Source organism: Streptomyces sp. NPDC060198 (genome assembly GCF_042728415.1).
In the GTDB taxonomy this organism is placed as follows: Bacteria; Actinomycetota; Actinomycetes; order Streptomycetales; family Streptomycetaceae; genus Streptomyces.
Genome location: NZ_JBHWZJ010000010.1, coordinates 1 through 25,754, shown reverse-complemented (window position 1 = coordinate 25,754; position 25,754 = coordinate 1). Strand labels below are relative to the sequence as shown.

25 protein-coding genes are annotated in these 25,754 nt (G+C 72.2%); 10 read left to right on the top strand and 15 right to left on the bottom strand.

Annotated elements, in window-relative coordinates; all coding sequences use genetic code 11:
- Nucleotides 1–3: 3 nt before the first annotated feature.
- Nucleotides 4–597: a dihydrofolate reductase family protein gene (locus ACFWEP_RS03030; RefSeq protein WP_387364599.1), complete on the bottom strand. Its 594-nt coding sequence runs from the start codon at nt 595–597 to the stop codon at nt 4–6.
- 250 nt (nt 598–847) lie between these two features.
- Nucleotides 848–1,858: a quinone oxidoreductase family protein gene (locus tag ACFWEP_RS03025; protein ID WP_387364596.1), complete on the bottom strand. Its 1,011-nt coding sequence runs from the start codon at nt 1,856–1,858 to the stop codon at nt 848–850.
- Between the two features lie 578 nt (nt 1,859–2,436).
- Between ACFWEP_RS03025 and ACFWEP_RS03020 the strand changes: the two genes are divergently transcribed.
- From ACFWEP_RS03020 to ACFWEP_RS03010, 3 genes are all read left to right on the top strand, one after another.
- Complete coding sequence (locus ACFWEP_RS03020; protein WP_387364593.1) at nt 2,437–3,651, top strand: MFS transporter; 1,215 nt, start codon at nt 2,437–2,439, stop codon at nt 3,649–3,651.
- A 39-nt stretch (nt 3,652–3,690) separates the two neighbouring features.
- Nucleotides 3,691–4,473, top strand: a complete 783-nt coding sequence (gene map / locus ACFWEP_RS03015; RefSeq protein WP_387364590.1) for a type I methionyl aminopeptidase — start codon at nt 3,691–3,693, stop codon at nt 4,471–4,473.
- Between the two features lie 482 nt (nt 4,474–4,955).
- Nucleotides 4,956–5,501, top strand: coding sequence for a hypothetical protein (locus tag ACFWEP_RS03010; protein ID WP_387364587.1), 546 nt, complete (start codon nt 4,956–4,958; stop codon nt 5,499–5,501).
- Nucleotides 5,502–5,524: 23 nt separating this feature from the next.
- Here the strand turns inward: ACFWEP_RS03010 and ACFWEP_RS03005 are convergent, their stop codons facing one another.
- Nucleotides 5,525–5,884, bottom strand: coding sequence for a hypothetical protein (locus tag ACFWEP_RS03005; protein WP_387364584.1), 360 nt, complete (start codon nt 5,882–5,884; stop codon nt 5,525–5,527).
- Between the two features lie 174 nt (nt 5,885–6,058).
- Between ACFWEP_RS03005 and ACFWEP_RS03000 the strand changes: the two genes are divergently transcribed.
- Both ACFWEP_RS03000 and ACFWEP_RS02995 read left to right on the top strand, forming a co-directional pair.
- Nucleotides 6,059–6,904 carry a DUF4253 domain-containing protein gene (locus tag ACFWEP_RS03000; protein WP_387364581.1) on the top strand — a complete coding sequence of 282 codons (846 nt, stop codon included), beginning with the start codon at nt 6,059–6,061 and terminating at the stop codon, nt 6,902–6,904.
- 207 nt (nt 6,905–7,111) lie between these two features.
- Complete coding sequence (locus ACFWEP_RS02995) at nt 7,112–7,642, top strand: HEAT repeat domain-containing protein (protein ID WP_387364578.1); 531 nt, start codon at nt 7,112–7,114, stop codon at nt 7,640–7,642.
- A gap of 43 nt (nt 7,643–7,685) precedes the next feature.
- Here the strand turns inward: ACFWEP_RS02995 and ACFWEP_RS02990 are convergent, their stop codons facing one another.
- The 3 genes from ACFWEP_RS02990 to ACFWEP_RS02980 all read right to left on the bottom strand — a co-directional run bounded on the left by ACFWEP_RS02990 (nt 7,686) and on the right by ACFWEP_RS02980 (nt 10,429).
- Nucleotides 7,686–8,768, bottom strand: a complete 1,083-nt coding sequence (locus ACFWEP_RS02990; RefSeq protein ID WP_387364575.1) for a MerR family transcriptional regulator — start codon at nt 8,766–8,768, stop codon at nt 7,686–7,688.
- Nucleotides 8,769–8,838: 70 nt separating this feature from the next.
- Entirely contained in the window at nt 8,839–9,363 is a 525-nt protein-coding gene (locus ACFWEP_RS02985; protein WP_387364572.1) for a hypothetical protein, read from the bottom strand.
- Nucleotides 9,364–9,460: 97 nt separating this feature from the next.
- A complete protein-coding gene (locus ACFWEP_RS02980; protein WP_387364569.1) occupies nt 9,461–10,429 on the bottom strand; it encodes an SDR family NAD(P)-dependent oxidoreductase in 969 nt (322 codons plus the stop codon).
- A 189-nt stretch (nt 10,430–10,618) separates the two neighbouring features.
- Between ACFWEP_RS02980 and ACFWEP_RS02975 the strand changes: the two genes are divergently transcribed.
- Complete coding sequence (locus tag ACFWEP_RS02975; RefSeq protein WP_387364566.1) at nt 10,619–11,041, top strand: MerR family transcriptional regulator; 423 nt, start codon at nt 10,619–10,621, stop codon at nt 11,039–11,041.
- A 57-nt stretch (nt 11,042–11,098) separates the two neighbouring features.
- On the opposite strand, the gene ACFWEP_RS02970 is transcribed toward ACFWEP_RS02975, so the two are convergent.
- Together ACFWEP_RS02970 and hemB are read right to left on the bottom strand one after the other, a co-directional pair.
- Complete coding sequence (locus ACFWEP_RS02970) at nt 11,099–11,662, bottom strand: hypothetical protein (RefSeq protein ID WP_387364563.1); 564 nt, start codon at nt 11,660–11,662, stop codon at nt 11,099–11,101.
- Between the two features lie 85 nt (nt 11,663–11,747).
- Nucleotides 11,748–12,752: a porphobilinogen synthase gene (gene hemB / locus ACFWEP_RS02965; RefSeq protein WP_387364560.1), complete on the bottom strand. Its 1,005-nt coding sequence runs from the start codon at nt 12,750–12,752 to the stop codon at nt 11,748–11,750.
- 216 nt (nt 12,753–12,968) lie between these two features.
- On the opposite strand from hemB, the gene ACFWEP_RS02960 reads away from it, so the two are divergent.
- On the top strand, nt 12,969–13,499 hold the full coding sequence (locus tag ACFWEP_RS02960; RefSeq protein ID WP_387364557.1) for a hypothetical protein: 531 nt from the start codon (nt 12,969–12,971) through the stop codon (nt 13,497–13,499).
- Nucleotides 13,500–13,577: 78 nt separating this feature from the next.
- Here the strand turns inward: ACFWEP_RS02960 and ACFWEP_RS02955 are convergent, their stop codons facing one another.
- The 5 genes from ACFWEP_RS02955 to ACFWEP_RS02935 all read right to left on the bottom strand — a co-directional run bounded on the left by ACFWEP_RS02955 (nt 13,578) and on the right by ACFWEP_RS02935 (nt 19,109).
- On the bottom strand, nt 13,578–15,248 hold the full coding sequence (locus ACFWEP_RS02955) for a bifunctional uroporphyrinogen-III C-methyltransferase/uroporphyrinogen-III synthase (protein WP_328720129.1): 1,671 nt from the start codon (nt 15,246–15,248) through the stop codon (nt 13,578–13,580).
- Complete coding sequence (hemC, locus tag ACFWEP_RS02950) at nt 15,245–16,231, bottom strand: hydroxymethylbilane synthase (protein WP_387364554.1); 987 nt, start codon at nt 16,229–16,231, stop codon at nt 15,245–15,247. Before hemC ends, ACFWEP_RS02955 begins: the two co-directional genes overlap by 4 nt.
- The gene (locus ACFWEP_RS02945) at nt 16,228–17,760 is read right to left on the bottom strand and encodes a glutamyl-tRNA reductase (protein WP_387364551.1); all 1,533 of its coding nucleotides are present in this window, start codon (nt 17,758–17,760) and stop codon (nt 16,228–16,230) included. The genes hemC and ACFWEP_RS02945 overlap by 4 nt, the downstream gene beginning before the upstream one ends.
- The gene (locus tag ACFWEP_RS02940) at nt 17,757–18,524 is read right to left on the bottom strand and encodes a redox-sensing transcriptional repressor Rex (RefSeq protein ID WP_327177233.1); all 768 of its coding nucleotides are present in this window, start codon (nt 18,522–18,524) and stop codon (nt 17,757–17,759) included. The genes ACFWEP_RS02945 and ACFWEP_RS02940 overlap by 4 nt, the downstream gene beginning before the upstream one ends.
- 306 nt (nt 18,525–18,830) lie before the next feature.
- Nucleotides 18,831–19,109, bottom strand: coding sequence for a glutaredoxin family protein (locus ACFWEP_RS02935; protein ID WP_387364548.1), 279 nt, complete (start codon nt 19,107–19,109; stop codon nt 18,831–18,833).
- A 192-nt stretch (nt 19,110–19,301) separates the two neighbouring features.
- Here ACFWEP_RS02935 and ACFWEP_RS02930 point away from each other — a divergent pair, with 192 nt between their 5' ends.
- The 3 genes from ACFWEP_RS02930 (at nt 19,302) to ACFWEP_RS02920 (ending at nt 23,217) form a co-directional block, all read left to right on the top strand.
- Nucleotides 19,302–20,252, top strand: a complete 951-nt coding sequence (locus ACFWEP_RS02930; RefSeq protein ID WP_328720134.1) for an HAD-IB family hydrolase — start codon at nt 19,302–19,304, stop codon at nt 20,250–20,252.
- 672 nt (nt 20,253–20,924) lie between these two features.
- Nucleotides 20,925–21,743, top strand: coding sequence for an ECF subfamily RNA polymerase sigma factor, BldN family (locus ACFWEP_RS02925; protein ID WP_387364545.1), 819 nt, complete (start codon nt 20,925–20,927; stop codon nt 21,741–21,743).
- A 250-nt stretch (nt 21,744–21,993) separates the two neighbouring features.
- Nucleotides 21,994–23,217, top strand: a complete 1,224-nt coding sequence (locus ACFWEP_RS02920; protein WP_387364542.1) for a DUF5667 domain-containing protein — start codon at nt 21,994–21,996, stop codon at nt 23,215–23,217.
- A 120-nt stretch (nt 23,218–23,337) separates the two neighbouring features.
- Here the strand turns inward: ACFWEP_RS02920 and ACFWEP_RS02915 are convergent, their stop codons facing one another.
- Both ACFWEP_RS02915 and ACFWEP_RS02910 read right to left on the bottom strand, forming a co-directional pair.
- Nucleotides 23,338–24,468 carry a lysophospholipid acyltransferase family protein gene (locus ACFWEP_RS02915; RefSeq protein ID WP_387364539.1) on the bottom strand — a complete coding sequence of 377 codons (1,131 nt, stop codon included), beginning with the start codon at nt 24,466–24,468 and terminating at the stop codon, nt 23,338–23,340.
- A 15-nt stretch (nt 24,469–24,483) separates the two neighbouring features.
- Nucleotides 24,484–25,587 carry an NAD-dependent epimerase/dehydratase family protein gene (locus ACFWEP_RS02910; protein WP_387364536.1) on the bottom strand — a complete coding sequence of 368 codons (1,104 nt, stop codon included), beginning with the start codon at nt 25,585–25,587 and terminating at the stop codon, nt 24,484–24,486.
- Between the last annotated feature and the right edge of the window lie 167 nt (nt 25,588–25,754).

Sequence of the window (25,754 nt, the reverse complement as noted above, 5' to 3'; positions counted from 1 at the left end):
GGCTCAGCTCACGGGCCCGTCCGCGCCCGTGCTACCGCCCTCCGCCTCGTACCGCAGCAGCACTACGCCGCTGCCGAACGGCCGGGTCTCGACCAGGCGCAGGTTCGTGCGGGCTTCGGTATCGCGGAAGAGGGGGTTGCCGCGCCCGATGAGTACCGGGTGGACGTAGATCCGGTACTCGTCGATGAGGCCGTGCCGCCGGAAGGCGTCCGCCAGCATCGGTCCGCCGACCACCAGGTCACCGCCCGGTTCGGCCTTCAGCGCGCGGATCGCGTCGGGGTCGACCTCGCGCACGAGGGTGGAGCCCCAGCCGACCCGGTCGAGGGTGCGGGAGTAGACGTACTTCGGCATGTCCCGCCAGATGGTGGCGAATTCGGCCACCGTCCCCGCGTTCGCCGGGTCGGCGTCCGCCGTGGGCCAGAACTCGGCCATCAGCTCGTACGTCACCCGCCCGTGGATGAACGCGCCCATCCTCCCCAGCTCGTCGTTGAAGTGCTGGTGCAGCTCCTCGTCCACGAAGTGCCAGTCGATGTCGTGGTCCGGCCCCTCGAAGAACCCGTCGAGGGAGACGGAGATGGACAGGATGAGCTTGCGCATCGGCGGCCTCGCGGGTCGGCTGGGGTACGCGGCACGGCGTGCGGAGCACGGGTACCGCGTACGGGTGCGGGTGGCCCGAAACGTTACGCGGGCGGGGCCGCCCGGACCGTGACCCGTACCCGCCCGGCATGTCCGGCCCCGGGGGACATCGGGGACGGCCGTTCTCGGCGACAGAGGCGTGAGCCGGATACGCCGGAAACCCGCCACCACTTGATCTTGGCCCGCTGATCCCCGCCCCCGTCGCCCGCGATCAGCTCTGCGTCTCCTCGCGGCGTCCGGGAACGGCCGCGTCGGGTACGACGAGCAGCTTGCCGGTGGTACGCCGAGCCTCCAGATCGCTGTGGGCCCGGGCGGCCTCGGACAACGCGTAGCGGCCCGTCACGGTGACCTCGAGCGCCTTGGACCGCACCCACTCGAACACATCGGCGGCCCGTCGGAGCAGTTCGGACCGATCGGCGATGAAGTCCCCGAGGCTGGGCCGGATCAGGGTCAGCGAACCGCCGTGGGCGAGCCGAATCGGATCGAACGGCGGCACGGCACCGCTTGCCGCGCCGAAGAGCACGAGATGGCCGCGGGTTCGCAGGCTGGCCAGGCTCGCGTCGAAGGTGTGCGCGCCGACGCCGTCGAAGACGACCGGCAGTCCCTGACCGCCGTTGAGCCGCCTGACCTCGGCTGCGAGGTCGTCGACCGCGGAGGAAAGGATCACCTCGGCGGCCCCGGCACGCTTCGCCAGCTCGGCCTTCGCCGTGGTCGACGTCGTGCCGATCACCCTGCCGCCGAGATGGCTGATGAGCTGGGTCAGAAGCAGCCCCATGCCGCCGGCAGCCGCATGCACGAGCACCGTGTCGCCCCCCTGAACCGGGTAGGCGTCCTTGACGAGATAGTGCGCGGTCATGCCCTGGAGGAGCACGGCGGCGGCTGTCTCGAAGCCGATGTCGTCGGGCAGCGGCACCAGCCGGGAGGAGTCCACGACGGCCCGCTCGGCATACGTCCCGGGAATCTCCACCCAACCGACCCGGTCCCCGACCGCGACGTCGGCGACGCCGGGGCCGACTTCGACGACCGTGCCGGCGCCCTCAGAGCCCGGGGTGAAGGGCAGCGGGAGAGGGTAACGGCCTTCGCGGTAATAGACGTCGAGGAAGTTGACCCCGGACGCGGCGACCTCCACGACCGCCTCGCCCGGACCCGGCCGCGGCTGGTCCACCTCGGCCTCCCGCAGCACCTCGGGACCGCCCACTTCGTACACCTGAATCGCCCGCATGACCCCTCCAACAACGGCTTTCCCACCACCAACCCCGTTGATGGCGATCCGATTCCCGGCAGGCAGACCAGCCCGCCGCCGAAAGCTGAGACACCTGCTGTGCTCCCGGGTCCGGGACAGGAGACCGAGGCCGTCAAGGGTCGCCGAACGCACCACCCGCCGCTTCCGCCACCGGAGCGGCGGCGTCCGCCTCACCCCTCCGGGAAGGGCGCGGGAGGGGCGCGCCATGCGCGGGGCCGGCGGGGGCCGGAACAGCGCGCTGGGGACGCCGGGCCGAACATATGGCGCGGAAGCGCCACGGAGCGGTCACCGAACCGGCCCACCGTCACTCGTCACAACGCCCCACGAGCGTCTCCCCGTTCCCCTGCGAGATGTGACATTTCGCCAGGTCGACACGGCTATCGCGGCGGGAGGGCCGTGGTGCATCGTCCCGGGGCGGCCACGAGGCCCGCGGGGAGGGGAGCAGACACTTGAGGACTTCGCGCGTGGAAGCCGACGGGACATCCGGCCCGGCGCCGGACGGACCCGTCGCGACAGCGGCACCGAACACGCCGGGCCGCCCCGGAAAGTCGGGGCTCGTGCTGCCCGAGCCGGGACCGCGGCGGACGCTCGCGGCGGCGACCTTCATCAGCTCGATCGGCAACGGACTCTTCATGACCGCCGCCGCGCTCTTCTTCACCCGCTCGGTCGGACTGTCGGTGGCGCAGGTCGGCCTGGGCATGGGAGTGGCGGCCCTCATCGGCCTGGCGGCCGGGGTTCCGGTGGGGCGGGTGGCCGACCTGCGCGGGCCCCGCGAGACGTATCTGGTGATCCAGCTGGTGCAGGCCGTGGCGATGGCGGTGCTGGTGCTGGTGCACTCGTTCGGCATGTTCGTGCTGGTCATCACCGTCACCCAGCTCGCCTCCTCGGCCGGCGCCGCCGCCAGGGGGCCGCTGACGCGCGGACTCGCCGGGGCCGAGCCGACGAAGTACCGGTCCTACCTGCGGGCCGTGGCCAATCTGGCCGGGGCCTGCGGTGGAGTCATGGCCGGCGTGGTGGTGCAGCTGGACACCCGGGGTGCGTACCTGGCGCTGGTGCTGGCCAACGCCCTGAGCTTCCTGCTCTGCGCGGCCCTCGTGGGCAGGCTGCCGCACCAGGCGCCGTCCCGGCAGCAGGAGTCCAAGACCGGCGCCCCACCCACGAGCCGCTGGGAGGTACTGAAGGACCGTCCGTACGTGGTGGTCACCGCGCTGGACTCGGTCCTCTCGCTCCAGGGGCACGTCCTGGTGTTCGCGCTGCCCCTGTGGATCGTCGGGCACAGCGCGGCCCCGCAGTGGCTGGTCGGCGGGTGCGCGGTGATCAACACCCTGATCGTGGTGGTGTTCCAGGTACGGGCGAGCCGGTCGGTCGTCGACACCGCCTCGGCGGGCCGGGGCGCGGCCCGTTCCGGAGTGGCGTTCCTGCTCGGCATGGCGTCGGTGGCGCTCGCGGCGGGGGCACCGGCGCGGCTCGCCACCGTCCTGATCATCGCCGGCGTCGTCGTGCACACGGTCGGCGAACTGTGGCACACCGCCGCCTCGTTCGAGCTGAGCTTCCGACTGGCTCCGGCCCACGCCCAGGGGCAGTACTCCGGACTCGGCGCCACCGGCACCGGCCTGGCGAGCTCCCTCGCGCCCTCCGTCCTGGGCCTCGTCTGCATCACCTGGGGCGTTCCCGGCTGGCTGGCCCTCGGCGGCGTCTTCGTGCTCGCCGGACTGGCGATGCCCTACGCGGCCCGGTGGGCCTGTCGGGCCCCCATTCTCATACCGGTATAGTTAGACCGGTATAGTTATTGGACACACGGGAGACACCCCATGATCGAGATCCTGAACTCCGCGCGGCTGGAGCGGGCGAGAGAGACCGGCGCCCTGGTCGGAGACATCCTGCACACGCTGAAGCAGCGCACCACGGTCGGCACGAACCTGCTGCAGATCGACCGGTGGACGAAGGAGATGATCACCGAGGCGGGCGCGCAGTCCTGCTACGTCGACTACGCACCCTCCTTCGGGCGCGGCCCGTTCGGGCACTACATCTGCACGGCCGTCAATGACGCGGTGCTCCACGGACGCCCTCACGACTACACCCTGACGGACGGGGACCTGCTGACACTCGACCTCGCCGTGGCCAAGGGCGGGGTGGCCGCGGACTCCGCGATCAGCTTCCTGGTGGGCAAGGCCAGGCCCTCGGAGAGCGTGGCGATGATCGAGACGACCGAACGCGCGCTCGCCGCCGGCATCGCCGCCGCCAAGCCCGGGGCACGCATCGGCGACCTCTCCCACGCCATCGGCACGGTACTCGGCGAGGCGGGATACCCGATCAACACCGAGTTCGGAGGGCACGGCATCGGCTCGACCATGCACCAGGACCCGCACGTGGCCAACACCGGACGGCCCGGCCGGGGATACGAGCTGCGCCCCGGGCTGCTGCTCGCACTGGAGCCCTGGATCATGGCGGACACCGCCACACTCGTCACCGCCGCCGACGGCTGGACGCTGCGCAGCGCCACGGGCTGCCGGACCGCGCACAGCGAGCACACCATCGCCATCACCGAGGACGGGGCCGAGATCCTCACCCTGCCCACGCGGGCACGACCGTAGGAAGGGCGCGGCGACGAAGGGCGCGGCGACGAGCGTCCCGGCGGCCGTGTGTGCCGCCGCGGATCCTCGTCGCCACCGACAGCCTCCGGGTCCCGGACACCGCACAGTTCCTGACGGGCCCCTGCGGCACGGGACGGCCGCGGGCGGACGGCGGCACGTACGGGCGCCTCTCGGCCGCCGGGGTTGCGACACCTGTTGGGCCGTCAGCGGAACACCTGCCCCCGGGCGTACGGCGCCACATTCGAGAACACGCCCTCGTGCGCCCCCCAGTGCGCCACCGGCCGCGATTCGCCGCGCACCGCCCCGGGCAGCATCTCCTGACACCCGTCCCGTACCACCGGCCGCGGCCGTGCCGGTTCCGACCGGAATCCGACGCCCACCAGGCGCCCACCAGGCGCCCATCGGGCGGTACCCGCCCACCGCGCACGGCCCCCGCCCCCGGGGCCGCTCCGACTCCGACCACCTCGTGAGGTTGCCTCCGTATGACCGTGATCGTCGGGCTCGTCCACAAGAACCGTGTCCACCTCGGCGGCGACTCGGCAGGGGTCTCCGGGCTCTCGATCACCGTCCGCCGGGACCTCAAGGTGTTCCGGAACGGCCCCTACGTCATGGGGTTCACCTCGTCGTTCCGCATGGGACAACTCCTGCGGTACGCGTTCGAGGTACCGCATCCGAGCGGCGATCTGGACCGGTTCATGGTCACCAAGTTCATCGACGCGCTGCGCTCCTGCCTCAAGGACGGCGGCTGGGCACGCAAGGAGTCCGAGCAGGAGCAGGCGGGCACGTTCCTCGTCGGCATAGCCGGGCGGCTCTACACCATCCACTCGGACTACCAGGTCGGCGAACCCTCCGACCAGTACGCGGCGGTCGGCTGCGGGGACGACATCGCCCTCGGCGCACTCCACGCCACCGGTGCACTCGACCTGAAACCGCGGCAGCGCATCACCGCGGCGCTCCAGGCGGCGGCCCACCACAGTGCCGGTGTCGTCGGCCCGTTCACGTACGCGACGACACCGAAGGGGGACTGAACGAGGCACACGCGGACGGCCGTTCACCCCTCTGCGGATTCTCCGTCCGAAGGGGAACCGTCCACGGCCGGTCCGCCCACGGCCGGCCCGCCCGGGTGGGTGGCGCCGGACGTCCTGGACCTGGTCGGCGGGAGGTTGATATCGGCTGTACGCAGGGCCCGTTGGAGCGGACTCCGGCCGGGGGGGAGCTCCAGGTCGATGTCAGCGATGAGCAGCCGACCGTCCGGGAGGCGCGAAGTCTTGGTCCGCTTGGCCGGGTTGACGTGGTCACCCTCGCGCCTCTGGTCGCTCTCGCGCTTCTGGTTGCCCTGCCGGGCCGATCCGGACCGCTCGGGTCGCTTCGACTGCTCGGGGCGCTCGGGTTGCTTCGGTTGAGGGGCCATGTCTCCTCTTCGGCGGCGGGGGCTCTGCGGATGCCCCGCAGAGGGATTCTCGCGCGAACCGGGCCCAGAAACAGGAGTGTTCGAGCACTTCAGGCCGTGCAGAGCCGCACTGTCAGGCACGGTGTCAGTAACGCCGCGACGACTCTGTCAGTGGCCCCCCTTAGTGTCTGCGGCATGGCGACGCTCCCGAACCCCCTTCCGTCCCTTGCCTCCCATGGGCTGGATCTGCCGTCCGGCTCTCTCGTGGACACCACGATCGACGGCCCTTGGCACGAACCCCTGTTCTGGTACGCGAACGCGGCGGCGGCCCCGGGCGGCTTCGCGGCCCTGCGTGCCATCGGCCGGCCGGTCGGGCTGCTTCCCGTGCTGATCGACGAGGGACCGCGCCAGGAGCCGCCGGGAGCCTGGGACCTCGATCCCGGACGCGTCTCCTACCCGGGGGACCACGACGCCGAGGAGGTGCTCCTCGGCTTCTGGGAGCCCTACGCCGCCGACGAACTCGGCGGCACCGGCGGCGAATCCGAGGACCCCTCCAGCGGGAGCACCGCGTCCGCCGAAGCCCCCGAGTGGCCCGGCCTGGCCCCGTCCCCGGCCGCTGCGGGCCCTGACGACCCCGACCGACTGGCCGCCGATCTGGCCGACATGCTCAGCAGCCTCCACCTGGACGGCGACGGCACCGGCCTGCGCCCGGCGCTCGTACCCGCGCGGCGCAGCGCGGACATCCCCGCCGCCATCGGCTGGACGGGTCCGGTCAACCACGAGGACGACGTCGCCCGCCTCTGCGCGGTGCTCCGCTCCTGGGAGGACCGGTACGACATCCGGGTCGTGGCGCTGGGCTTCGACACCCTGACCGTGTCGGTCGGCCGCCCGCCGACCACGCTCCCCCAGGCCCGGGCACTCGCCGCCGAGCACTACGCCTTCTGCCCGGACAACATCGACCAGAACCCGCCGTACGACCTCGACGCGTACGCCGAGAAGCACCTGCTGAACAGCGAGTCCTGGTCCTTCTGGTGGGACTGACCGGCAGGACCTGACCTGCCGGTCGGGTCCGCCCCCGATCACGCGGTCCGGCTTCCACGAGGGGAGAAGCCGGGCCGCGCTCCGTCCACCGGCACGACGGCCGGGGACGGGGCCCCGCTCCGAGGCTGCCGCGTGCTCATCCACGGAGCGGGGTGCGGGAACGCGCCCCGATGCGTGGAACATCGCGTCCGGGGAAACGCATATCCCATGAACCGGACGGAAAAGCTGATCGCGGAGTACGGAACGCTGCCCCAGGAGAGCGACCGCAGGCGGGAAATCGCCTACGACCTCGGTGGCATGCTCTCCACCGAGCCGGACCATCCGGGCATCCTGTCGTTCCTCATCGAGGTCGTCGCCGACCAGGAGGCGTTCGACCTCGCGCGCGTCGAGGCGACGAAGGCGCTGCGGCTCTGGCCCCCGTCCGATCCGGAGACCTGGCGCCTCGCCGGAGCCGTCCTGGTCACGACCGTCGAACACCCGGACGAGGACCTGGTCCGGCAGTACGCGGTGATGGCGCTGGGCTCGTACGCCGACGACTCCGTCGTGCACGCGGCGCTGGCCGAAGCCGTCCTGGGCGACCCCGATCCGCTCGTACGGGACAACGCCCTCGCCGCCCTCAGCGAGGCCGGTCCGAGCGAGGGCCGGGCCGAGGTGCTCCGCCTGCTCTCCGCCGACGCCCACCTCGGCCACGAGGCCGCCCGTATCCTCGCGGGCTGGGAGCAGGAGGCGGCCGGGTAGGACATGTCCCGTGCAGGCCCGTCGCCGCGCGCTTGGCCGGCGGTCAGCTCTCCAAGCGGACCGGCATCAGCATCGAGAAGGTGGTGTCGGTGTCGGTCCGGCGGATCGCCAGCGGCGCCGTGGGGGCACCGACCTCCAGAATCAGCTGGTCCTGGGCGCCGGCGGCGAGGGCCTCCAGGAGGAACGCGCGGTTGACCGCGATACGGCTCCCGCCACCGTCACCGTCCTCGCACACGGTGATCCCGCCGTCGGCCGACACCTCCAGCACGATGAGGTCGAAGGAGACTCCGTCCTGCTCCCGCGCCTCACTCGGGCGTACGGGCCCCGCCTCCACCGCCTCACGGAACGCCGCGACATCGACGGGAGCACGGCGCCCGGCCGGCAGGTGGACGAGGCGACGGTAGTCGGGGAAGCCCTGATCGACGCACTGGCCGGCCGCCTGCCGGTCCCCCGCCTCCAGGGTCACGCGGACACCGTCCACGGTGAGCCGGACGGACGCGTCGTCGCCGAGCAGCGCCCGCATCGCGTCGACGAGCGGGGAAGGTACGACGGCCTGCACACGGGCCCCGTCATGTCCGGTGGCACCGGCTCGCGCGAGAGCCATCCGGTACCGGTCGGTGGCCACGACGTGAAGAACCTCGCCCTCGACGTCGAACAGGACACCGCCGAGCATCGGCAGCTCCGGGTCGGTTCCGGCGGCGAAGCGGACCGCGTCCAACGCCGCGGCCAGCTCGGGCGCGGAAACGGTCAGCCGGACGGGGTCGGTGCGGAGCACGGTCATCGATTTCTCCCTGCGGTCGAGTAGAGCTCGGAGCGAGGAGAACTCGGTGCGGGCATCGGACAGCCCCCGTTCGAGACGGCGCAGATGCGCCTCCAGCAGCTTCCGCACCAGATCGGTGTCCGCGCCGGACCAGCCCGCAAGGACCAGCCGGATGTCCGCCAACGGCATACCCGCCCGGCGCAGCCGCGCGAGCAGCCGGGACTCCTCCAGCTGCTCGGAGCCGTACCAGCGGTAGCCACTGACCGGATCCACCCAGGCCGGGACCAGTACCCCGGCACCGTCGTAGAACCGCAGGGCGCTCACGCTCAGCCCGCTCTCCCGGGCCATCTCACCAATGCCGCGCATCTCGCTCTCCACGTCCGGAACTCTGGGCCCTCCACCAGGTCGAGGGTCAACAACTCGTCGTCCCCGGTGTTCAGGAACCGGCGGCCGGCACGCCGGACGGGACGGGGTCGGACGGACCGGAATCCTCACCCGCGACGAAGGGCGCGTATCCGACCGGGACCTCGCTCACTTCCAGGTCCGAGAAGAGGAGGGTCAGGTCGTGCGCGGTCGTCTCCCTACGGACCTGGTGGAAATCGATCCCCACCGCCTGCGTCCAGCGGCGCGTGGCGTCCGACCCGAGGCAGAGCCGGATGTCGTACAGCTCGTGGAACCTCATGCCCCACACGTACCCGCCGAGGTCGGGGTCGACGGTCCCGCGGTCGAGGAGACGATCGTCCAGGGAGGCCCGCCAGGTCTCCGCGGACTGGAACGTCTCGCACCGGGCCTCGACGCAGTACCGGAAGAGGTACCGCAGAAAGGTCGGCGTCGCTGCGTACGGGAAGCCGGGGCCCACGTCGAAGACGATCTCGTAGTCGCGCATGTGGTTCGTGTGTCCGTGGTGCACGACGAGCTGATCGACGTCCGTGTTCAGCCGTTCCAGAAGGGCAGGGTCCATGCCCCCTTCTACCTCGGCGGCCGGCTCCCCGGCCCTCGGTTTACGGGGCGCCCGGCCCCGTGGCCCCGCCAGGCCGCCCGGCCCACGGCCTGCAAGGTCACCTGCCGACCGGGGTGGCGCCGGTCGCCGCCAGGGACAACTCCCAGAGCCGTTCGGCCGCTTCGGGATCGACGGCGTACTCACGGACACCGTCGTCGTCCGTGGCGTCCCGGGTCCGGGCGTGCGCGATGTCACAGTCTTCGAGGTAGAGCCCGCCCCGGCCTTCGAGGAGCGGGGACGTGGCGGCCCACATGCCGGTGGCGGCGCCCTGCGAGGGAGTCTTGAAGTCGGCCCCCACGACGTTCCGTTGTTCATCCACCCAGCCTCGATCGATCTGCTCCTGGAGCGTCATCTCCCGCTGCAGCCCGGTGATGATCTTTCCGGGGTGGAGAGCGAACGCCCGGACGCCGTCGTCGCGTCCGAGGGTGTCGAGGTGTACGGCGAACAGTACGTTGGCGGTCTTCGACTGGCCGTAGGCCAGCCACTTGTCGTACCCGGTACGGAAGTGCGGGTCGTGCCGGCGGAAGTCGGTCATGGCGTGCCCACCGGAACTGTTGACGACGACGCGCGCGCCACCGGCGGCGGCGAGAAGAGGGTAGAGCTCGCAGGCGAGAGTGAAGTGCCCGAAGTGGTTGGCGGCCAACTGGCCCTCCCAGCCGGGCCCGACGCGCCGCTCGGGGGTGGCCATGATGCCGGCCACCGCCAACAGGAGGTCGAGCCGGGTCAGGGAGGCGGTGATCCGTGCGGCGGCCTCCCGCACACTGTCGAGGTCGGTCAGGTCCATGGGAACGACCTCGCAGCCCTTCACGTCGTCGAGGGCGGCAGCGGCGATGGCGGGCCGACGCGCGGGAACGATCACCCGGGCCCCGGCGCCCGCGAGAGCCCGGGTGGTCTCCAGGCCGAGCCCGGAGTAGCCCCCGGTCACGACGGCGGTCCTACCGGAGAGATCGACACCGGCCATGACGTCCTCGGCGGTGCTGGCGGCGGAGAAGGGCGAGCCGAGCGGCTGCTGGTCTTGGATGGTCATGCCGAGGACGCTACGAGCTGGAGCGGGGTCTAGATCAAGCCCAGAACCCGATACAGGCCCCCACGAAGCCACGCACACGATCTCCGACGTCGGCGGTGGGCCTCGACGCGGGCCCCCGGCACGCCGGGGCGGTGGCGGTGGCGGTGCGGGGCCCACCACGAATTGCGGGGCAACCCCTAGGGTGCGGGGATGACGTCCTCCGAGACCCGCGCCGAGCAGCTGAGCATCGGCGAGGTGGCCGAGCGGACCGGTCTCAGCGTGCACGCGCTGCGCCTGTACGAGCGCGAGGGCCTGCTGATCGCACCGGTCCGGCGGAACACGGGCGGCCGGCGCCGCTACACCACGGCGGACCTGGAGTGGCTGCTGATCTGCGTGAGGCTGCGGGAATCGGGAATGCCCCTCGCCGAACTGAAGCGGTTCGCCGAACTCGTGAGGGACGGGCCGGGCAACGAAGCGGACCGCCTCCAGCTCCTCAACGCCCATCAGAAGCGCGTCGAGGCCCGGATCCGGGAGCTGGAGGAGTGCCATTCCGTCATCGCCTGGAAGGTCGGCGTCTACTCCGAGCATCTCGACCGCGGCGCCGCCGGCGGACTCTGGGACCCGCAAGGCTGACGGGACCCGTAGCGCTGACGGGCCCGTCTCGGCCCGGCCCGAGGTCCGGTGAACGGGTCAGGCGGAGACGGTCGCGGCCAACTCCCCCACCCGGGCGACCTCGTGCCACCCGCCGTCCCGCCCGCCCCCGCACCACCACGCCGGTGGGCCCGACAGGTCGGCCTCGTCCGGGCGCTCGCCGCCGGCGCTCTCCGGGGGGTAGGTGTGCATGCCGGTCCCGTGGGCGGGGCAGACGGGCCAGACCCGCCAGAGGAGTTCCATCACGGTCTCCTGCGCCGTCTCTGCGACCACGGCCAGAAAAGTGTCCGGGTCGTCCGGCTCCGGCGGGTAACCATCGTCCAGCTCCCACGGGTTGACCGGGTTGCCCTGCCAACTGCCGTCCGGCATCGCCACGTAGACCTGTTCGCCTCCGGTGGAGGCCGAGGACGGCGGCTCGTCCGAGGGGACGCTCATCAGTACCAGCGGTTCCTGGCCCGGCAGGGTCGCCCGCACGTCGCGGTTGACCACCGCGAGCGCCGCCTCCAGCTCCGGCCACCGGCCGGGCTCGGCCCGCACCGGATCAGGGGGACACCACTCGCGACCGGGACCGGGACCGATGGCGGAGTACGAGAAGTGGTTCACCGGCCGATCGTCCCAAGAACCCGGGCGCGAACGCCACCCCTCCGCACCCGGCCCCGGCACACTGCGCACCGCACCGCACCGCGTACTACACCGAACGCCCGCCCAGCCGCTGCGCGACCTCGGTCGCCCAGTAGGTCAGGATCATCTGCGCACCCGCGCGCCGGATGCCCGTCAGGCTCTCCATGATCGCCGCGTCGCGGTCGATCCAGCCCTTCTCGGCGGCGGCCTCGATCATCGCGTACTCGCCGCTGATCTGGTACGCCGCGACCGGCACGTTCACGGAGTCGGCGACCTTGGCGAGGATGTCGAGGTACGGCCCGGCCGGCTTGACCATGACCATGTCGGCGCCCTCTTCGAGGTCGAGCGCCAGCTCGCGCAGGGACTCGCGGATGTTCGCCGGGTCCTGCTGGTACGTCTTGCGGTCGCCCTGGAGCGAGGAGCCGACGGCCTCCCGGAAGGGGCCGTAGAAGGCGGAGGAGTACTTCGCGGTGTACGCGAGGATCGACACGTCCTCGTACCCGGTCTGGTCCAACGCGTCCCGGATCACACCGATCTGACCGTCCATCATGCCGCTGGGGCCGACCGTGTGGGCGCCCGCGTCGGCCTGGACCTGGGCCATCTCCGCGTACCGCTCCAGGGTCGCGTCGTTGTCGACGCGGCCGTCCTCGGTGAGCACACCGCAGTGGCCGTGGTCGGTGTACTCGTCCAGGCAGAGGTCCGACATGACGACGAGGTCGTCGCCGACCTCGGAGCGCACCGCGCGCAGGCCCTGCTGGAGGATGCCGTCCGGGTCGGTCCCCGCCGTGCCCCGGGCGTCCTTCTTCTCGTCGGCCGGCACCCCGAAGAGCATGATCCCGGAGACCCCGGACGCCACCGCGTCGGCGGCGGCCTTCCGCAGGGTGTCCAGGGTGTGCTGCCGCACGCCCGGCATCGCCGAGATCTCCACCGGGGCGTCGATGCCCTCGCGGACGAACGCGGGCAGGATCAGGTTCGCGGGGTGGAGGCGGGTCTCGGCGACCATCCGTCGCATCGTCGGGGTCGTCCGCAGCCGCCGGGGGCGGGAGCCGGGGAAGTTTCCGTACGCAGTCATCCTTTGACCATAGACCCGCCCACACCGGGCTCTTACCGACACCCCTGCCGGAAACCCCGGGCTCCCGGCCACCCGCTCACCGGGCCGTCCGCGGGCATACCTACGATCACTCCACGACAACGATCACGACCACGGCCACGCGCACCGGACCGGACCGGACCGGCGCTTCCAGGGACGACCGCGCGGGGGTGCGGCCGGACCGTCCCGGGGGGAATCGTGAGCGAGGACGAGACCGAGAACGACGGCAACGCCACCCGCAGCGCTCCGGCGGGCAACGTCCCCGCCGCCGTCGGCGCGGGGTGCGTCACGGCCGTCGTCGTCGGGCTCCCGCTGGCGCTGGAGGACGTGCCCTGGGGGCTGACGGCGGCACTGGCCCTGGCTGCCGCCGTGGGAGCGGGCCTGACCGGATGGCGGACCAGCCGCCGGGAGAGCGCCAGGAACGCCGTACTGGAACCCGGAGAGCGCGTGCTCAACGCGTACGTGGTCCGGCCCACGTACACCGGGTACACCCCGCCCTCACCCAGCGAGGGCCCGCAGTACGTGCTGCGTTCGACCACGCGCGGACTGGAGATGTGGGAGCGCGACATCCTGCTGTGGCGGCACCCCTGGACCGAGCTGCGGGTCGTCCTCGACGGACAGCTGCTGCGCGTCCAGCACCTGGGCGAGCAGGCCGGGGTGATGAGGCTGGAGCGGCAGGAATCCGCCCTGGAGGTCACGCTGACCGCACGCCGCTACCGCGCGGGATGACCCCCACCGGGCACGGCCGGAAAAGGCCCGGCCGCTCCACGAGGGAGCAGCCGGGCCCGTACGTCCGTCGCCGACCGGTCAGGTCGTCGTACGCCTCCGCCGCGCGCCCGGGCGCCGCTCGCTCGGGCGGGTCACCGGGTCGCCGGCCTCCTTGGCCGCGTCCCGGCGCCGCGCGCCGAACTCCGCCAGCGCCTCGGCCAGCTTGTGCACCGAGGGCTCCGGCGCGAGGACGTCGACCCGCAGGCCGTGCTCCTCGGCGGTCTTGGCGGTGGCCGGGCCGATGCAGGCGATGACCGTCACGTTGTGCGGCTTGCCCGCGATGCCGACCAGGTTGCGGACGGTCGAGGACGAGGTGAAGAGCACCGCGTCGAAGCCGCCGCCCTTGATCGCCTCCCGGGTGTCCGCCGGCGGCGGCGACGCGCGGACCGTGCGGTACGCGGTGACGTCGTCGACCTCCCAGCCCAGGTCGATCAGGCCCGCCACCAGGGTCTCGGTGGCGATGTCGGCGCGCGGCAGGAAGACACGGTCGATCGGGTCGAAGACCGGGTCGTAGGGCGGCCAGTCCTCCAGGAGACCCGCGGCGGACTGCTCGCCCGAGGGCACCAGGTCCGGCTTCACACCGAAATCGACCAGTGAGGCGGCGGTCTGCTCGCCCACGGCCGCGACCTTGATCCCGGCGAAGGCACGGGCGTCCAGCCCGTACTCCTCGAACTTCTCCCGAACGGCCTTCACCGCGTTCACCGAGGTGAAGGCGATCCACTCGTACCGGCCGGTGACCAGGCCCTTGACCGCGCGCTCCATCTGCTGGGGCGTACGCGGCGGCTCGACCGCGATCGTCGGCACCTCGTGCGGCACCGCGCCGTAGGAGCGCAGCTGGTCGGAGAGCGAGGCCGCCTGCTCCTTCGTCCGCGGGACGAGCACCTTCCAGCCGAAGAGCTGCTTGGACTCGAACCACGCGAGCTGGTCGCGCTGGGCGGCGGAGGTACGGTCCCCGACCACGGCTATGACCGGCTGGTGGCCGTCCGGCGACGGCAGCACCTTCGTCTGCTTGAAGAGCTGCGCGATGGTGCCCAGCGTCGCCGTCCACGTCCGCTGACGCGTGGTGGTGCCGGCGACCGTGACGGTCAGCGGGGTGTCGGGCTTGCGGCCCGCCGAGACCAGCTCGCCCGCAGCCGCCGCGACGGAGTCCAGAGTGGTCGAGACGACGGCGGTCGAATCGCTCGCGCCGACCTCGCTCCAGCAGCGGTCGGTCGCGGTACGGGCGTCCACGAAGCGCACGTCCGTACCCTGCGCGTCACGCAGCGGCACACCGGCGTACGCGGGCACGCCGACGACGTTCGCGACACCCGGGACGACCTCGAAGGGCACCCCGGCGGCGGCGCACGCGAGCATCTCCGCCCCCGCGCCACCGTCCAGACCCGGGTCACCGGCGACAGCACGGACGACCCGCCTGCCGCCCTTCGCGGCCTCCATGACAATATTGGCCGCGTCCCTGAGTACAGGCACTCCGGCGGCTGTTGACGCGGAGTCAACAACGGTCAGCTCAGGGGTGCTCACGCCTGCCCGCGCATGTGTGCGCACGACGTCGAGCACCTCGGGCTCTGCGACAAGAACGTCCGCGCTCGCGAGCGCCTCGACGGCGCGCAGCGTCAGCAGACCCGGATCGCCGGGACCGGCGCCGAGGAAGGTGACGTGTCCCTGTGCGGACAGCAGCGGAAAGTCGGACACGGCGGGGCCGGTGGGGCTCAAAGTGCTCGCTCCCCCATAAGACCGGCCGCACCCTTGGCGAGCATCTCCGACGCGAGTTCGCGACCGAGGGCCGCCGCGTCGTCCTGCGACGTGGGAACGGGACCGGTAGTGGACAGCTGCACCAGCGAGGCACCATCGGTGGAACCGACGACACCGCGCAGGCGCAGTTCGTTGACAGACTGACCGTCGACCAGGAGGTCGGCCAGCGCACCCACGGGTGCGGAGCAGCCGGCCTCCAGGGCGGCGAGCAGGGAACGCTCGGCGGTGACGGCGACCCGGGTGTACGGGTCGTCGAGCTCCGCGAGCGCGGCGGCGAGGTCGGCGCTCGAAGCGGCGCACTCGATCGCCAGTGCTCCCTGACCGGGAGCGGGCAGGACGGTGTCGGGCGACAGGAAGTCGGTCACCTCGTCCGTCCGGCCGAGACGGCTGAGACCGGCCGCGGCGAGAACCACCGCGTCCAGCTCGCCGTCGCGTACGAATCCGATGCGCGTATCCACGTTGCCGCGGATCGGCACGGTCTCTATGGAGAGGCCGTGCGACCGGGCGTACGCGTTCAGCTGCGCCATGCGGCGCGGCGAACCCGTACCCACGCGGGCGCCGGGCGGCAGCTCCTCGAAGGTCAGCCCGTCGCGTGCCACCAGCACGTCGCGCGGGTCCTCACGGAGCGGCACGGCGGCCAGCACCAGGCCCTCGGGCTGCGCGGTCGGCAGGTCCTTGAGGCTGTGGACCGCGAAGTCCACCTCGCCCCGCAGCAGCGCCTCGCGCAGTGCGGCGACGAACACGCCGGTGCCGCCGATCTGCGCCAGGTCCTCGCGGGAGACGTCGCCGTACGTGGTGATCTCCACCAGTTCGACGGCGCGCCCGGTCACCTCACTGACCGCCTCGGCGACCAGGCCCGACTGGGCCATGGCGAGCTTGCTGCGCCGGGTGCCGAGCCGCAGCGGCGTGTTGTCGGTCCCACCCTGGGGTGAGCTGTCGGTCATGACCGCCCTCTATTCGGGTCGTTCAGGTCTGCCCGGGAGACGGCGGCCACCGTCTGCGGGTCGAGGTCGAAGAGTTCTCGCAGCGCGTCCGCGTACCCGGCGCCGCCGGGCTCGCTCGCCAACTGCTTGACCCGCACGGTCGGCGCGTGCAGGAGCTTGTCGACGACACGGCGCACGGTCTGCGTGATCTCCGCGCGCTGTTTCTCGTCGAGGTCGGGCAGCCGCCCGTCGAGCCGGGCGATCTCGCCGGCCACCACGTCGGCTGCCATCGTGCGCAGGGCGACGACGGTCGGGGTGATGTGCGCGGCGCGCTGGGCGGCGCCGAAGGCGGCCACCTCGGCGGAGACGATGCCCCGCACCCGGTCGACGTCGGCGGCCATCGGGGCGTCCGCGGACGCCTCGGCGAGCGACTCGATGTCGACGAGGCGTACGCCGTCGATGCGGTGCGCCCCGCCGTCCACGTCCCTCGGCATGGCGAGGTCGAGGATCGCGAGCCGCACGGGTCCGTTGTTCTGCGCGGGGATGGTGCTGCGGCGCGGCGCGGTCGCCCGCGCGTCGGCGCCCGTGCCCGGCACGTCGTGGTCCTCCGGGGCGGCCGAGCCGTTCTCCACCCAGGCGGCGTGCTGGTCCAGCGCGTCCACGGGCGCGGCGGACGCGGTCTTCGGCGCTGGGACGGCCGCGGCGTCGTACTCCGCGCCCACTGCCTTCGCGATCACCCCGGCGGTCAGCACGAGACCGGTCGAACCGGTACAGGACACCACGATGTCGGCACGTGTCAGCTCGTCCGTGACGGTGCTCATCTCCACGGCGCGGGCACGGAGTTCCGGTCCGGACGCCTGGCCGAGGATCTCCACGAGACGGTCGGCGCGGGCCCGGGTCCGGTTGGCGACGACGATCTCGCCGACTCCGGTACGGGCCAGGGTGGCGGCGGCCAGCGAGGACATCGAACCGGCCCCGATGACCAGGGCGCGCTTGCCCCGGGCCCAGGCGTCGACGTCCTGCCCGGCGGCGAGCTGCTCCAGGCCGAAGGTGACCAGCGACTGTCCGGCGCGGTCGATCCCGGTCTCGCTGTGGGCACGCTTGCCGACCCGCAGGGCCTGCTGGAACAGGTCGTTCAGCAGCCGTCCCGCGGTGTGGAGCTCCTGCCCCAGGGCGAGCGCGTCCTTGATCTGGCCGAGGATCTGCCCCTCGCCCACGACCATCGAGTCCAGCCCGCAGGCCACCGACAGGAGGTGGTGGACGGCGCGGTCCTCGTAGTGCACGTAGAGATGGGGAGTGAGTTCGTCCAGCCCGACCTGGCTGTGCTGCGCGAGCAGCGTCGACAGCTCGGCGACGCCCGCGTGGAACTTGTCCACGTCGGCGTAGAGCTCGATGCGGTTGCAGGTGGCCAGCACGGTGGCCTCGGCCGCGGGTTCCGCGGCGAGGGTGTCCTGCAACAGCTTGACCTGGGCGTCCTGGGCGAGCGAGGCCCGCTCCAGCACGGAGACGGGGGCGCTGCGGTGACTCAGTCCGACGACGAGAAGGCTCATGCCGGCATCACGGCGGGCATGTCCCCGTCGGGTCCCTTCCGGTTCACCGGGGTCGCGCGCATCGGCGGCGCGGCCTCGTCGGCCTCGTCCGCGGTGCCGTCCTCGCCGGCCTTGCGCTGCTCGTGGAACGCGAGGATCTGGAGCTCGATGGAGAGGTCGACCTTGCGCACGTCGACGCCCTCGGGGACGGAGAGGACGGTCGGCGCGAAGTTCAGGATCGAGGTGACACCGGCGGCCACGAGACGGTCGCAGACCTGCTGGGCCGCGCCGGGCGGGGTGGTGATCACGCCGATGGACACACCGTTGTCGGTGAGGATGCGGTCCATGTCGTCGGTGTGCTGGACGGGAATCCCGGCGACCGGCGTGCCGGCCATCGCGGGGTCCGCGTCGATCAGCGCGGCGACCCGGAAGCCGCGGGAGGCGAACCCGCCGTAGTTGGCGAGGGCGGCGCCGAGGTTTCCGATGCCGACGATGGCGACCGGCCAGTCCTGCGTGAGGCCGAGCTCACGGGAGATCTGGTAGACGAGGTATTCGACGTCGTAGCCGACACCCCGGGTGCCGTAGGACCCCAGGTAGCTGAAGTCCTTGCGGAGCTTCGCGGAATTGACCCCCGCGGCCGTGGCGAGTTCCTCGGACGAGACCGTCGGTACGGAACGCTCGGACAGCGCGGTCAGTGCGCGCAGATACAGGGGGAGTCGGGCGACAGTGGCCTCGGGAATTCCTCGGCTTCGGGTCGCCGGTCGGTGAGTTCGGCCAGTTGCCACGGTGCTCCTGCGGGATGAGCGGGGCTGTAGGCGGCCGTATGTCCCAAGACCGCCCCGTCGAATGCAGGCTATGTCTTTGTGAACACGTGCACAAAGATTGTGTCCGTTTTGTCCGGTCAAAGTGACCGGGGTCACGCGAATTCGCCGCCTGATCCCGGAACCACGGATCGCATCAACCCGTTGCGGGTTCGAAGGGGGCAAAACCGAACACACTCCTCATGACCAAGCCCCCGAGACCACTCAAAACGCCCATGATGGTACGCGAAAATCGTTGACTCAGGCACCCAGTGCCGCGTCTGCCCGCCGTCAGCCGCGGCCCAGCGCCGTGCGGAGCCGCTGCGGGTCCACACGCCAGAACGTGTGCTGCTCCCCGTCGATCAGCACCACCGGGATCTGCTCCCAGTACTGCGCGTACAACGCTTCGTCCTGGGTGATGTCCTTCTCCTCCACCACCGAGCCGGTCTCCGCGCACACCGCCTCCACCACCGCCCTCGCGTCCTCGCAGAGGTGACAGCCGGGCTTCTGGAGGAGCGTGACGACCCGGTCGGCGGGCATCTTCTTCGTACGACGCAGCAGGGCACTCATGCCCCCATTCTCCGCCCGCCGCGCCCGGCTCCGGCACCCCGCCGCGCACCCCGCTCCGCGGGCCCCGGACGCGTACGCGCCACCGCCGGGACGCCGCCCCGCACCTCCGCTCAACGAGCGGGTACCGGAGAGTTCACGTCCCCGGCACCCGGCAGGACGGGAAGTGCCCGGCGAAATGGTTATGCTCGCCGCATGGCCTCTCTTGGATGGCTCACACCTCGCAGGCGCCCCGCCACGGCACGGAGCGTGCTGGCGGGCGAGGCGGCGGCCGAGGCCGCCCGCAAGGCGACGCTGGACGGGGACGGCGACACTCTCCTCGAAGCGAAGCCGGGCGAGGGCGAGCCCGGGGAACCCGCGTTCCCGGTGGCCGGCGACGACCGCGCCGCCGCGTTCTTCGACCTCGACAACACCGTCATGCAGGGCGCCGCACTCTTCCACTTCGGCCGGGGCCTCTACAAACGGAAGTTCTTCCAGCGCCGCGAGCTGACCCGGTTCGCCTGGCAGCAGGCGTGGTTCCGGCTGGCCGGCGTGGAAGATCCGGAACACATGCAGGACGCCCGCGACAGCGCCCTCTCCATCGTCAAGGGGCACCGCGTCTCCGAGCTGATGTCCATCGGCGAGGAGATCTACGACGAGTACATGGCCGACCGCATCTGGCCGGGCACCCGCGCGCTGGCCCAGGCGCACCTCGACGCGGGCCAGAAGGTCTGGCTGGTCACCGCCGCCCCGGTCGAGACCGCCACGATCATCGCCCGCCGGCTCGGCCTCACCGGCGCGCTCGGCACGGTCGCCGAGTCCGTCGACGGCGTCTACACCGGGCGCCTGGTCGGCGAACCGCTGCACGGCCCCGCGAAGGCCGAGGCGGTGCGCGCCCTGGCGGCGGGCGAGGGCCTGGACCTCGGGCGCTGCGCCGCGTACAGCGACTCGCACAACGACATCCCGATGCTCTCGCTGGTCGGCCATCCCTACGCGATCAACCCCGACGCCAAGCTCCGCAAGCACGCCCGCGCCCACGACTGGCGGCTGCGCGACTACCGCACCGGCCGCAAGGCCGCGCAGGTCGCCCTCCCGGCCGCCGCCGGGGTCGGCGCCCTGGCCGGCGGCACCGTCGCCGCCGTCGCGCTGCACCGCCGCCGCCGCTGACCCGACTCCGCCGGCCGCCCCGGCGGTGAGCGGGCCGACCCGTCCGGGCCCACCCGCGCCCGGCCTCGCCCGCATCCGCCCGGCCTCGCCCGCATCCGCCCGTATCCGCCCGGCCTCGCCCGTATCCGCCCGGGCTTACCCGCCGTTCGCCCCGTCGGACGTCCATACGCGCCGACGGCCGGGCGTCCGCACGCGCGTACGGACGCCCGGCCGCCTGGCGCCTCCCCCTCGGCACGGACATCTGTGCGCCTTCGCGCGGCCCTCCGAACACTCCGCCCGCGCGCCCTTGTGCGCCGCACACTCCCCCTCCGTCGGTCCGCGCCCCCGCAGGGCCGCGCCCGGGGCCGGGCACGCGGCGGCCTCCTGCGGGAAGGGCGCGAAAGCCCCGCGCCTCCCGGCCCCCACGGCCACCGAGGGGCGGCGACCGACCACAACCGGTACCGAGCGGGGACAGATCCCGAAGCAATTCGATCAATAACCGGTCACCATCCGCGATCGGAATAGTCACCGAGCGGTACGGAATCTGGCGCAACCGGTGATTTTAGCAACTCGGTGTAGCGTCGCCTGTACGAAGCGTTATTCTCCTCAAACGCATGACGGAGCCCGCCACCCCCGATTGAAGGTGACGGATTTCGAACTGCTCGTGATGGAAGCTCTGCCTCTGGGAGTCCCGTGTACCCACACGTCGGGGTTGACGCCTCGGGCCTGGCTACGCTGCGTGCAACGGTCCTCGACCGCTTGCGCGGCTTCGTCCCCACCGCGTACGCCGTACCCGCGCTCGCCACCCCTGCACCCGCACCTGCCGGCCCTTGCCATGCCCTGGCGGAACGCGGTGCGGTGGTCGGAAGACGCAGCAACCGCGCCGCCTCGACCGCATCCTCCGGGTCGTCCGCCTCGTCCGCCTCGTCCACGCCGACCGTGCGCCGTCCCACCGCCGACAGCGACAGCGCCCGCATGATGGACCTCGTCGAGCGCGCGCAGGCCGGCGAGGCCGACGCGTTCGGCCGCCTCTACGACCAGTACAGCGACACCGTGTACCGGTACATCTACTACCGCGTGGGCGGGAAGGCAACGGCGGAGGACCTCACCAGCGAGACCTTCCTCCGCGCGCTGCGCCGCATCTCCACGTTCACCTGGCAGGGCCGCGACTTCGGCGCCTGGCTGGTCACCATCGCGCGCAACCTCGTCGCCGACCACTTCAAGTCCAGCCGTTTCCGGCTGGAAGTGACCACCGGCGAGATGCTCGACGCCAACGAGGTCGAGCGCTCTCCCGAGGACTCCGTGCTGGAGTCCCTCTCCAACGCCGCGCTGCTCCAGGCCGTGCGACGCCTCAACCCGCAGCAGCAGGAGTGCGTGACGCTCCGGTTCCTGCAAGGGCTCTCGGTCGCCGAGACGGCCCGGGTGATGGGCAAGAACGAGGGCGCGATCAAGACCCTCCAGTACCGGGCCGTCCGCACGCTCGCCCGCCTGCTGCCGGACGACGCCCGCTGACGCGGCCCGCCGCCGGCCGCCGCCGACAGGGCACAGCCCTGTCGCCCAGCGTGTCGCGTTCATGACGCACTGGTCCGATCATCTTTCGTCCGTAACCCAAGTGCCGCGCCGCTCGTTGTGCCGGATGCAGGCCCCCTGTAGCTACACCTCGACCGGCGTCACTCACCCCATCGAGTGGCATCGACTCCGGGTGTACAACCTTCCGGACCCTCAGGGGAGTCGACCGTCATGACGAGAGGAGGTGCCGCCAGTGATCGCAAACGTTTCGGCACACCGGCGGGCGAACGCCTTCGCCCAGGCCCTGGAGGAGCAGTCGCCCCAGGGTGCGGCGGCCGTACAGCCCGAGGAACCGGCCGAACAGGCCGACCACGGAGCACTGTTGGCCCTGGCGAACGGCCTCGGTGAACTGCCGTCGCCGCAGTTCGATCCCGAAGTCAAAGTGGTGCAGCGGGCGCAGCTCGTCGCCGCCATGGAGGCGATGTTCGCGGAGGGCGGCGCGTCCACGGGCCCCACGGTGCCCGAGCAACGCCCCAGGGGAGCCCACCGGGCCTCCCCGCTCCGCAAGCTCCGGCCCCGATCCCGCTGGGCGAAGGGGCTCACGGCCGGCGGACTGACCGTGGGTGTGGCGGCGGGCGCGTTCGGCGGTGTCGCAGCCGCCAGCTCCGACGCCCTCCCCGGTGACTCGCTGTACGGCCTCAAGCGGGGCATGGAGGACATCCAACGCTCCATGGCCGACAGCGACACCGACCGCGGCGAGGCCTTCCTCGACCAGGCCTCGACCCGGCTCAGCGAAGCGCGCCGCCTGATGGAGCGCGGCCGTTCCGGCCACCTGGACCACGAGTCGCTGGGCGAGATCCGGCGTGCCCTCAGTGGGATGTCGCACGACGCCTCCGAGGGACACCGGCTGCTCCACGCCGCGTACGAGCGCGAGGGCAGCCTCGGTCCCATCCAGACCCTGGACTCGTTCTCCCGTTCGCACCGTGACAGCTGGAGCAGCCTGCGGGACCGGCTTCCCGTCCAGCTCACCGATGTCGGGGACAAGGTCAGCTCGGTGCTGGCGGCCATAGACGAAGAGGTCGCACCGCTGGAATCGCTGTTGCCACGTACCCCGGACAAGAGCGGCGGGGGCACCTCGCAGCGGTCCGGGGCCCCGCAGGGAGGCGGCGGCTCCTCACGGACCGCTCCGTCCGCGGCGCCGTCGTCACCACCCTCCTCCGCGGCCTCGTCCGCCGAGGGCGGCTCCCCCACGCCCTCGGGTTCGGCGTCCCCCGAGTCCGGGGACGGCCTCCTCGGCGGTACGGACGGTCTGCTGGACGGCCTGCCGACGGACGACGGCGGCACGCCGTCGGGCTCGGGCGACGCGGAGGGCGCGGGCGGTTCCGACAGTTCCAGCACGCCGGACGTCACCCTGCCGCCGCTGCTGCCCGGCCTCCTCCCCGGCCTGGGCATCAGCGCGGAGGACGCGGACGAGTAGCGCCGTCCGTGCGGCGTGAGGGCGTGTTTCCCCAGCACGCCCGAGGGGGCGGGCATCCGGATCGACACCGGACGTCCGCCCCCTCTCCCCGCGTGGGGCCTGCCGTCAGAAGAACACCGGTCAGAAGAACACCGAGCGGCGCTGCACCAGCAGCTTGTAGAGCGTGTGCTGGATCTGTTCGCGCACCTGGTCGGTGAGGTTGAACATCAGCATCGGGTCCTCCGCCGCTTCCGGCGGGTAGCCGTCGGTCGGGATGGGTTCGCCGAACTGGATGGTCCACTTCGTCGGCAGCGGCACCATGCCGAGCGGGCCGAGCCAGGGGAAGGTCGGGGTGACGGGAAAGTACGGGAAGCCCAGCAGCCGCGCGACGGTCTTCGCGTTGCCGAGCATGGGGTAGATCTCCTCGGCGCCCACGATCGAGCAGGGCACGATCGGTACCCCGGCCCGCAGCGCGGTGGAGACGAACCCGCCCCGGCCGAAGCGCTGGAGCTTGTACCGGTCGCCGAAGGGCTTGCCGAGTCCCTTGAAGCCCTCCGGCATGACGCCGACGATCTCGCCCCGTTCCAGCAGTCGTTGGGCGTCCTCCGCGCAGGCCAGGGTGTGACCGGCCTTCCGGGCCAGTTCGTTGACCACCGGCAGCCGGAAGACGAGGTCGGCGGCGAGCAGCCGCAGGTGCCGCTCGGCCGGGTGGTGGTCGTGCACGGCGACCTGGAGCATCAGCCCGTCGAGCGGCAGGGTCCCCGAGTGGTTGGCGACGACGAGCGCGCCGCCGTCCGCGGGGATGTTCTCGATCCCCTTCACCTCGACGCGGAAGTACTTGTCCGCGAGGGGCCGCAGCAGCGACATCAGGACCTGGTCGGTCAGCTCCTCGTCGTAGCCGAACTCGTCCACTTCGTAATCACCGGTCACCCGCCGCCGCAGGAAGGCCAGTCCGCCGGCGATCCGCCGGTCCCATTCGGCGCGTGCCGGGCTCCCGTGCGCCTCCCCCGACTCGTGCGCCTCCTCCGTCCCGGGGGCTACCGCCCCCGCCCCCTCATGGGGCTCCCGCGCGTCCTGGGGCGCCCCCGCGCCCGCGCGGCCCTGTCCGGGCACCTGGGCGCCCGGCAGGGCGCTCACGGGCGCGGCGGCGCCCTCGGCCCGCCCGGCTGCCGCGCCGGGGCCCGTACCGGTCCGGCGCCGCGCGGAACGTGATCCGCCCGCGCCTCCCCGGGGCCGGTCCTCGTCGAACGGAATGACCTTGGCGTCCGCCATCGTCGATGCGCTCCTCTACCTGGCGCCGTGCGTCGTCTGCGTCGTCGTACGGGCCGTCGTCGGGTCGGCCGGCAGGGCCCGGCGCGCCGGGCCGGCGAGCGGCAGCGCCGCGAGGCGGTCGACCGCGCGGCCGACCGCCTCCGGCGGCAGCAGCCCGGGGCCGCGGCTGCGGGCGTACTCCGCGAAGGTCTCCGCCGTGGTGAACCTGGGGCGGAAGCCCAGCGTCTCGTACATCTGGGTGGTGGAGACCACCCTGCCGTGGGTGAGCAGCCGGATCTGCTCCGGCGAGAAGTCCGTCATGCCGACCGCGCGGAGCGCCGAGCCGACCCAGGTGACGGCGGGCAGCAGCACCGGGACCGTGGGCCTCCCGAGGCGGCGCGCGCACTGCGAGAGCAGCAGAACCCCGTCGCCGGCGATGTTGAAGGTGCCGCTGTTGAGGTTGCCCCGCCGGGGCTCGCCCGCCGCGATCCCCAGCACGTCGATCACGTCGTCCTCGTGGACGAACTGGAGCCGGGGGTCGTAGCCGAGGACGGTCGGCAGTACGGGCAGCGCGAGGTAGTCCGCGAGCGGCGAGTCCGGCATCGGGCCGAGGATGTTGGCGAAGCGCAGGACGCAGACAGCGACGTCGGGCCGGCGGCGGGCGAAGCCGCGTACGTACCCCTCGACCTCCACCGCGTCCTTGGCGAAGCCGCCGCTCGACAGCGACTTGGGCGGGGTCGTCTCGGTGAAGACGGCCGGGTCGCGCGGTGCGGATCCGTAGACGCTGGTGGTGGACTTCACCACCAGACGCTGGACGGTGGGCGACTTCTGGCAGGCACCGAGAAGCTGCATGGTGCCGATGACGTTGGTCTCCTTGATCGCCGTCCGGCCGGCCGCGCCGAGCGCCTTGCCGGAGACGTTCAGGTGGACCACGGTGTCCACGGAGTGTTCCGCGAGCACCCGTGCGATGGCGGGCTGCCGGATGTCGGCGCGCACGAACACCGCGTCGCCCAGCCGGTGCCCGGGCTCGGTCGCGTCGACGGCGATCACCCGGTCCACACCGGGCTCGCGCTGGACGCGCCGTACGAAGCGGCCGCCCAGCTGCCGGGCCGCTCCTGTGACGAGCACGACCTTCCCCAAGATCAGCGCCTTCCGTCGGTCCGCGAGGCGGGACGCCCGCGAAAAGGGCCGTCCCCTGCCGGTCACCGTAGCGGGTGGATGTTTCCCTGCGGGTTCCCCGGAGCGGGGTTTGACGAACCCGTCGCGTCCGGGGCCGGAAACCGCGCCGGAAATGCGGCGCGGGAAGC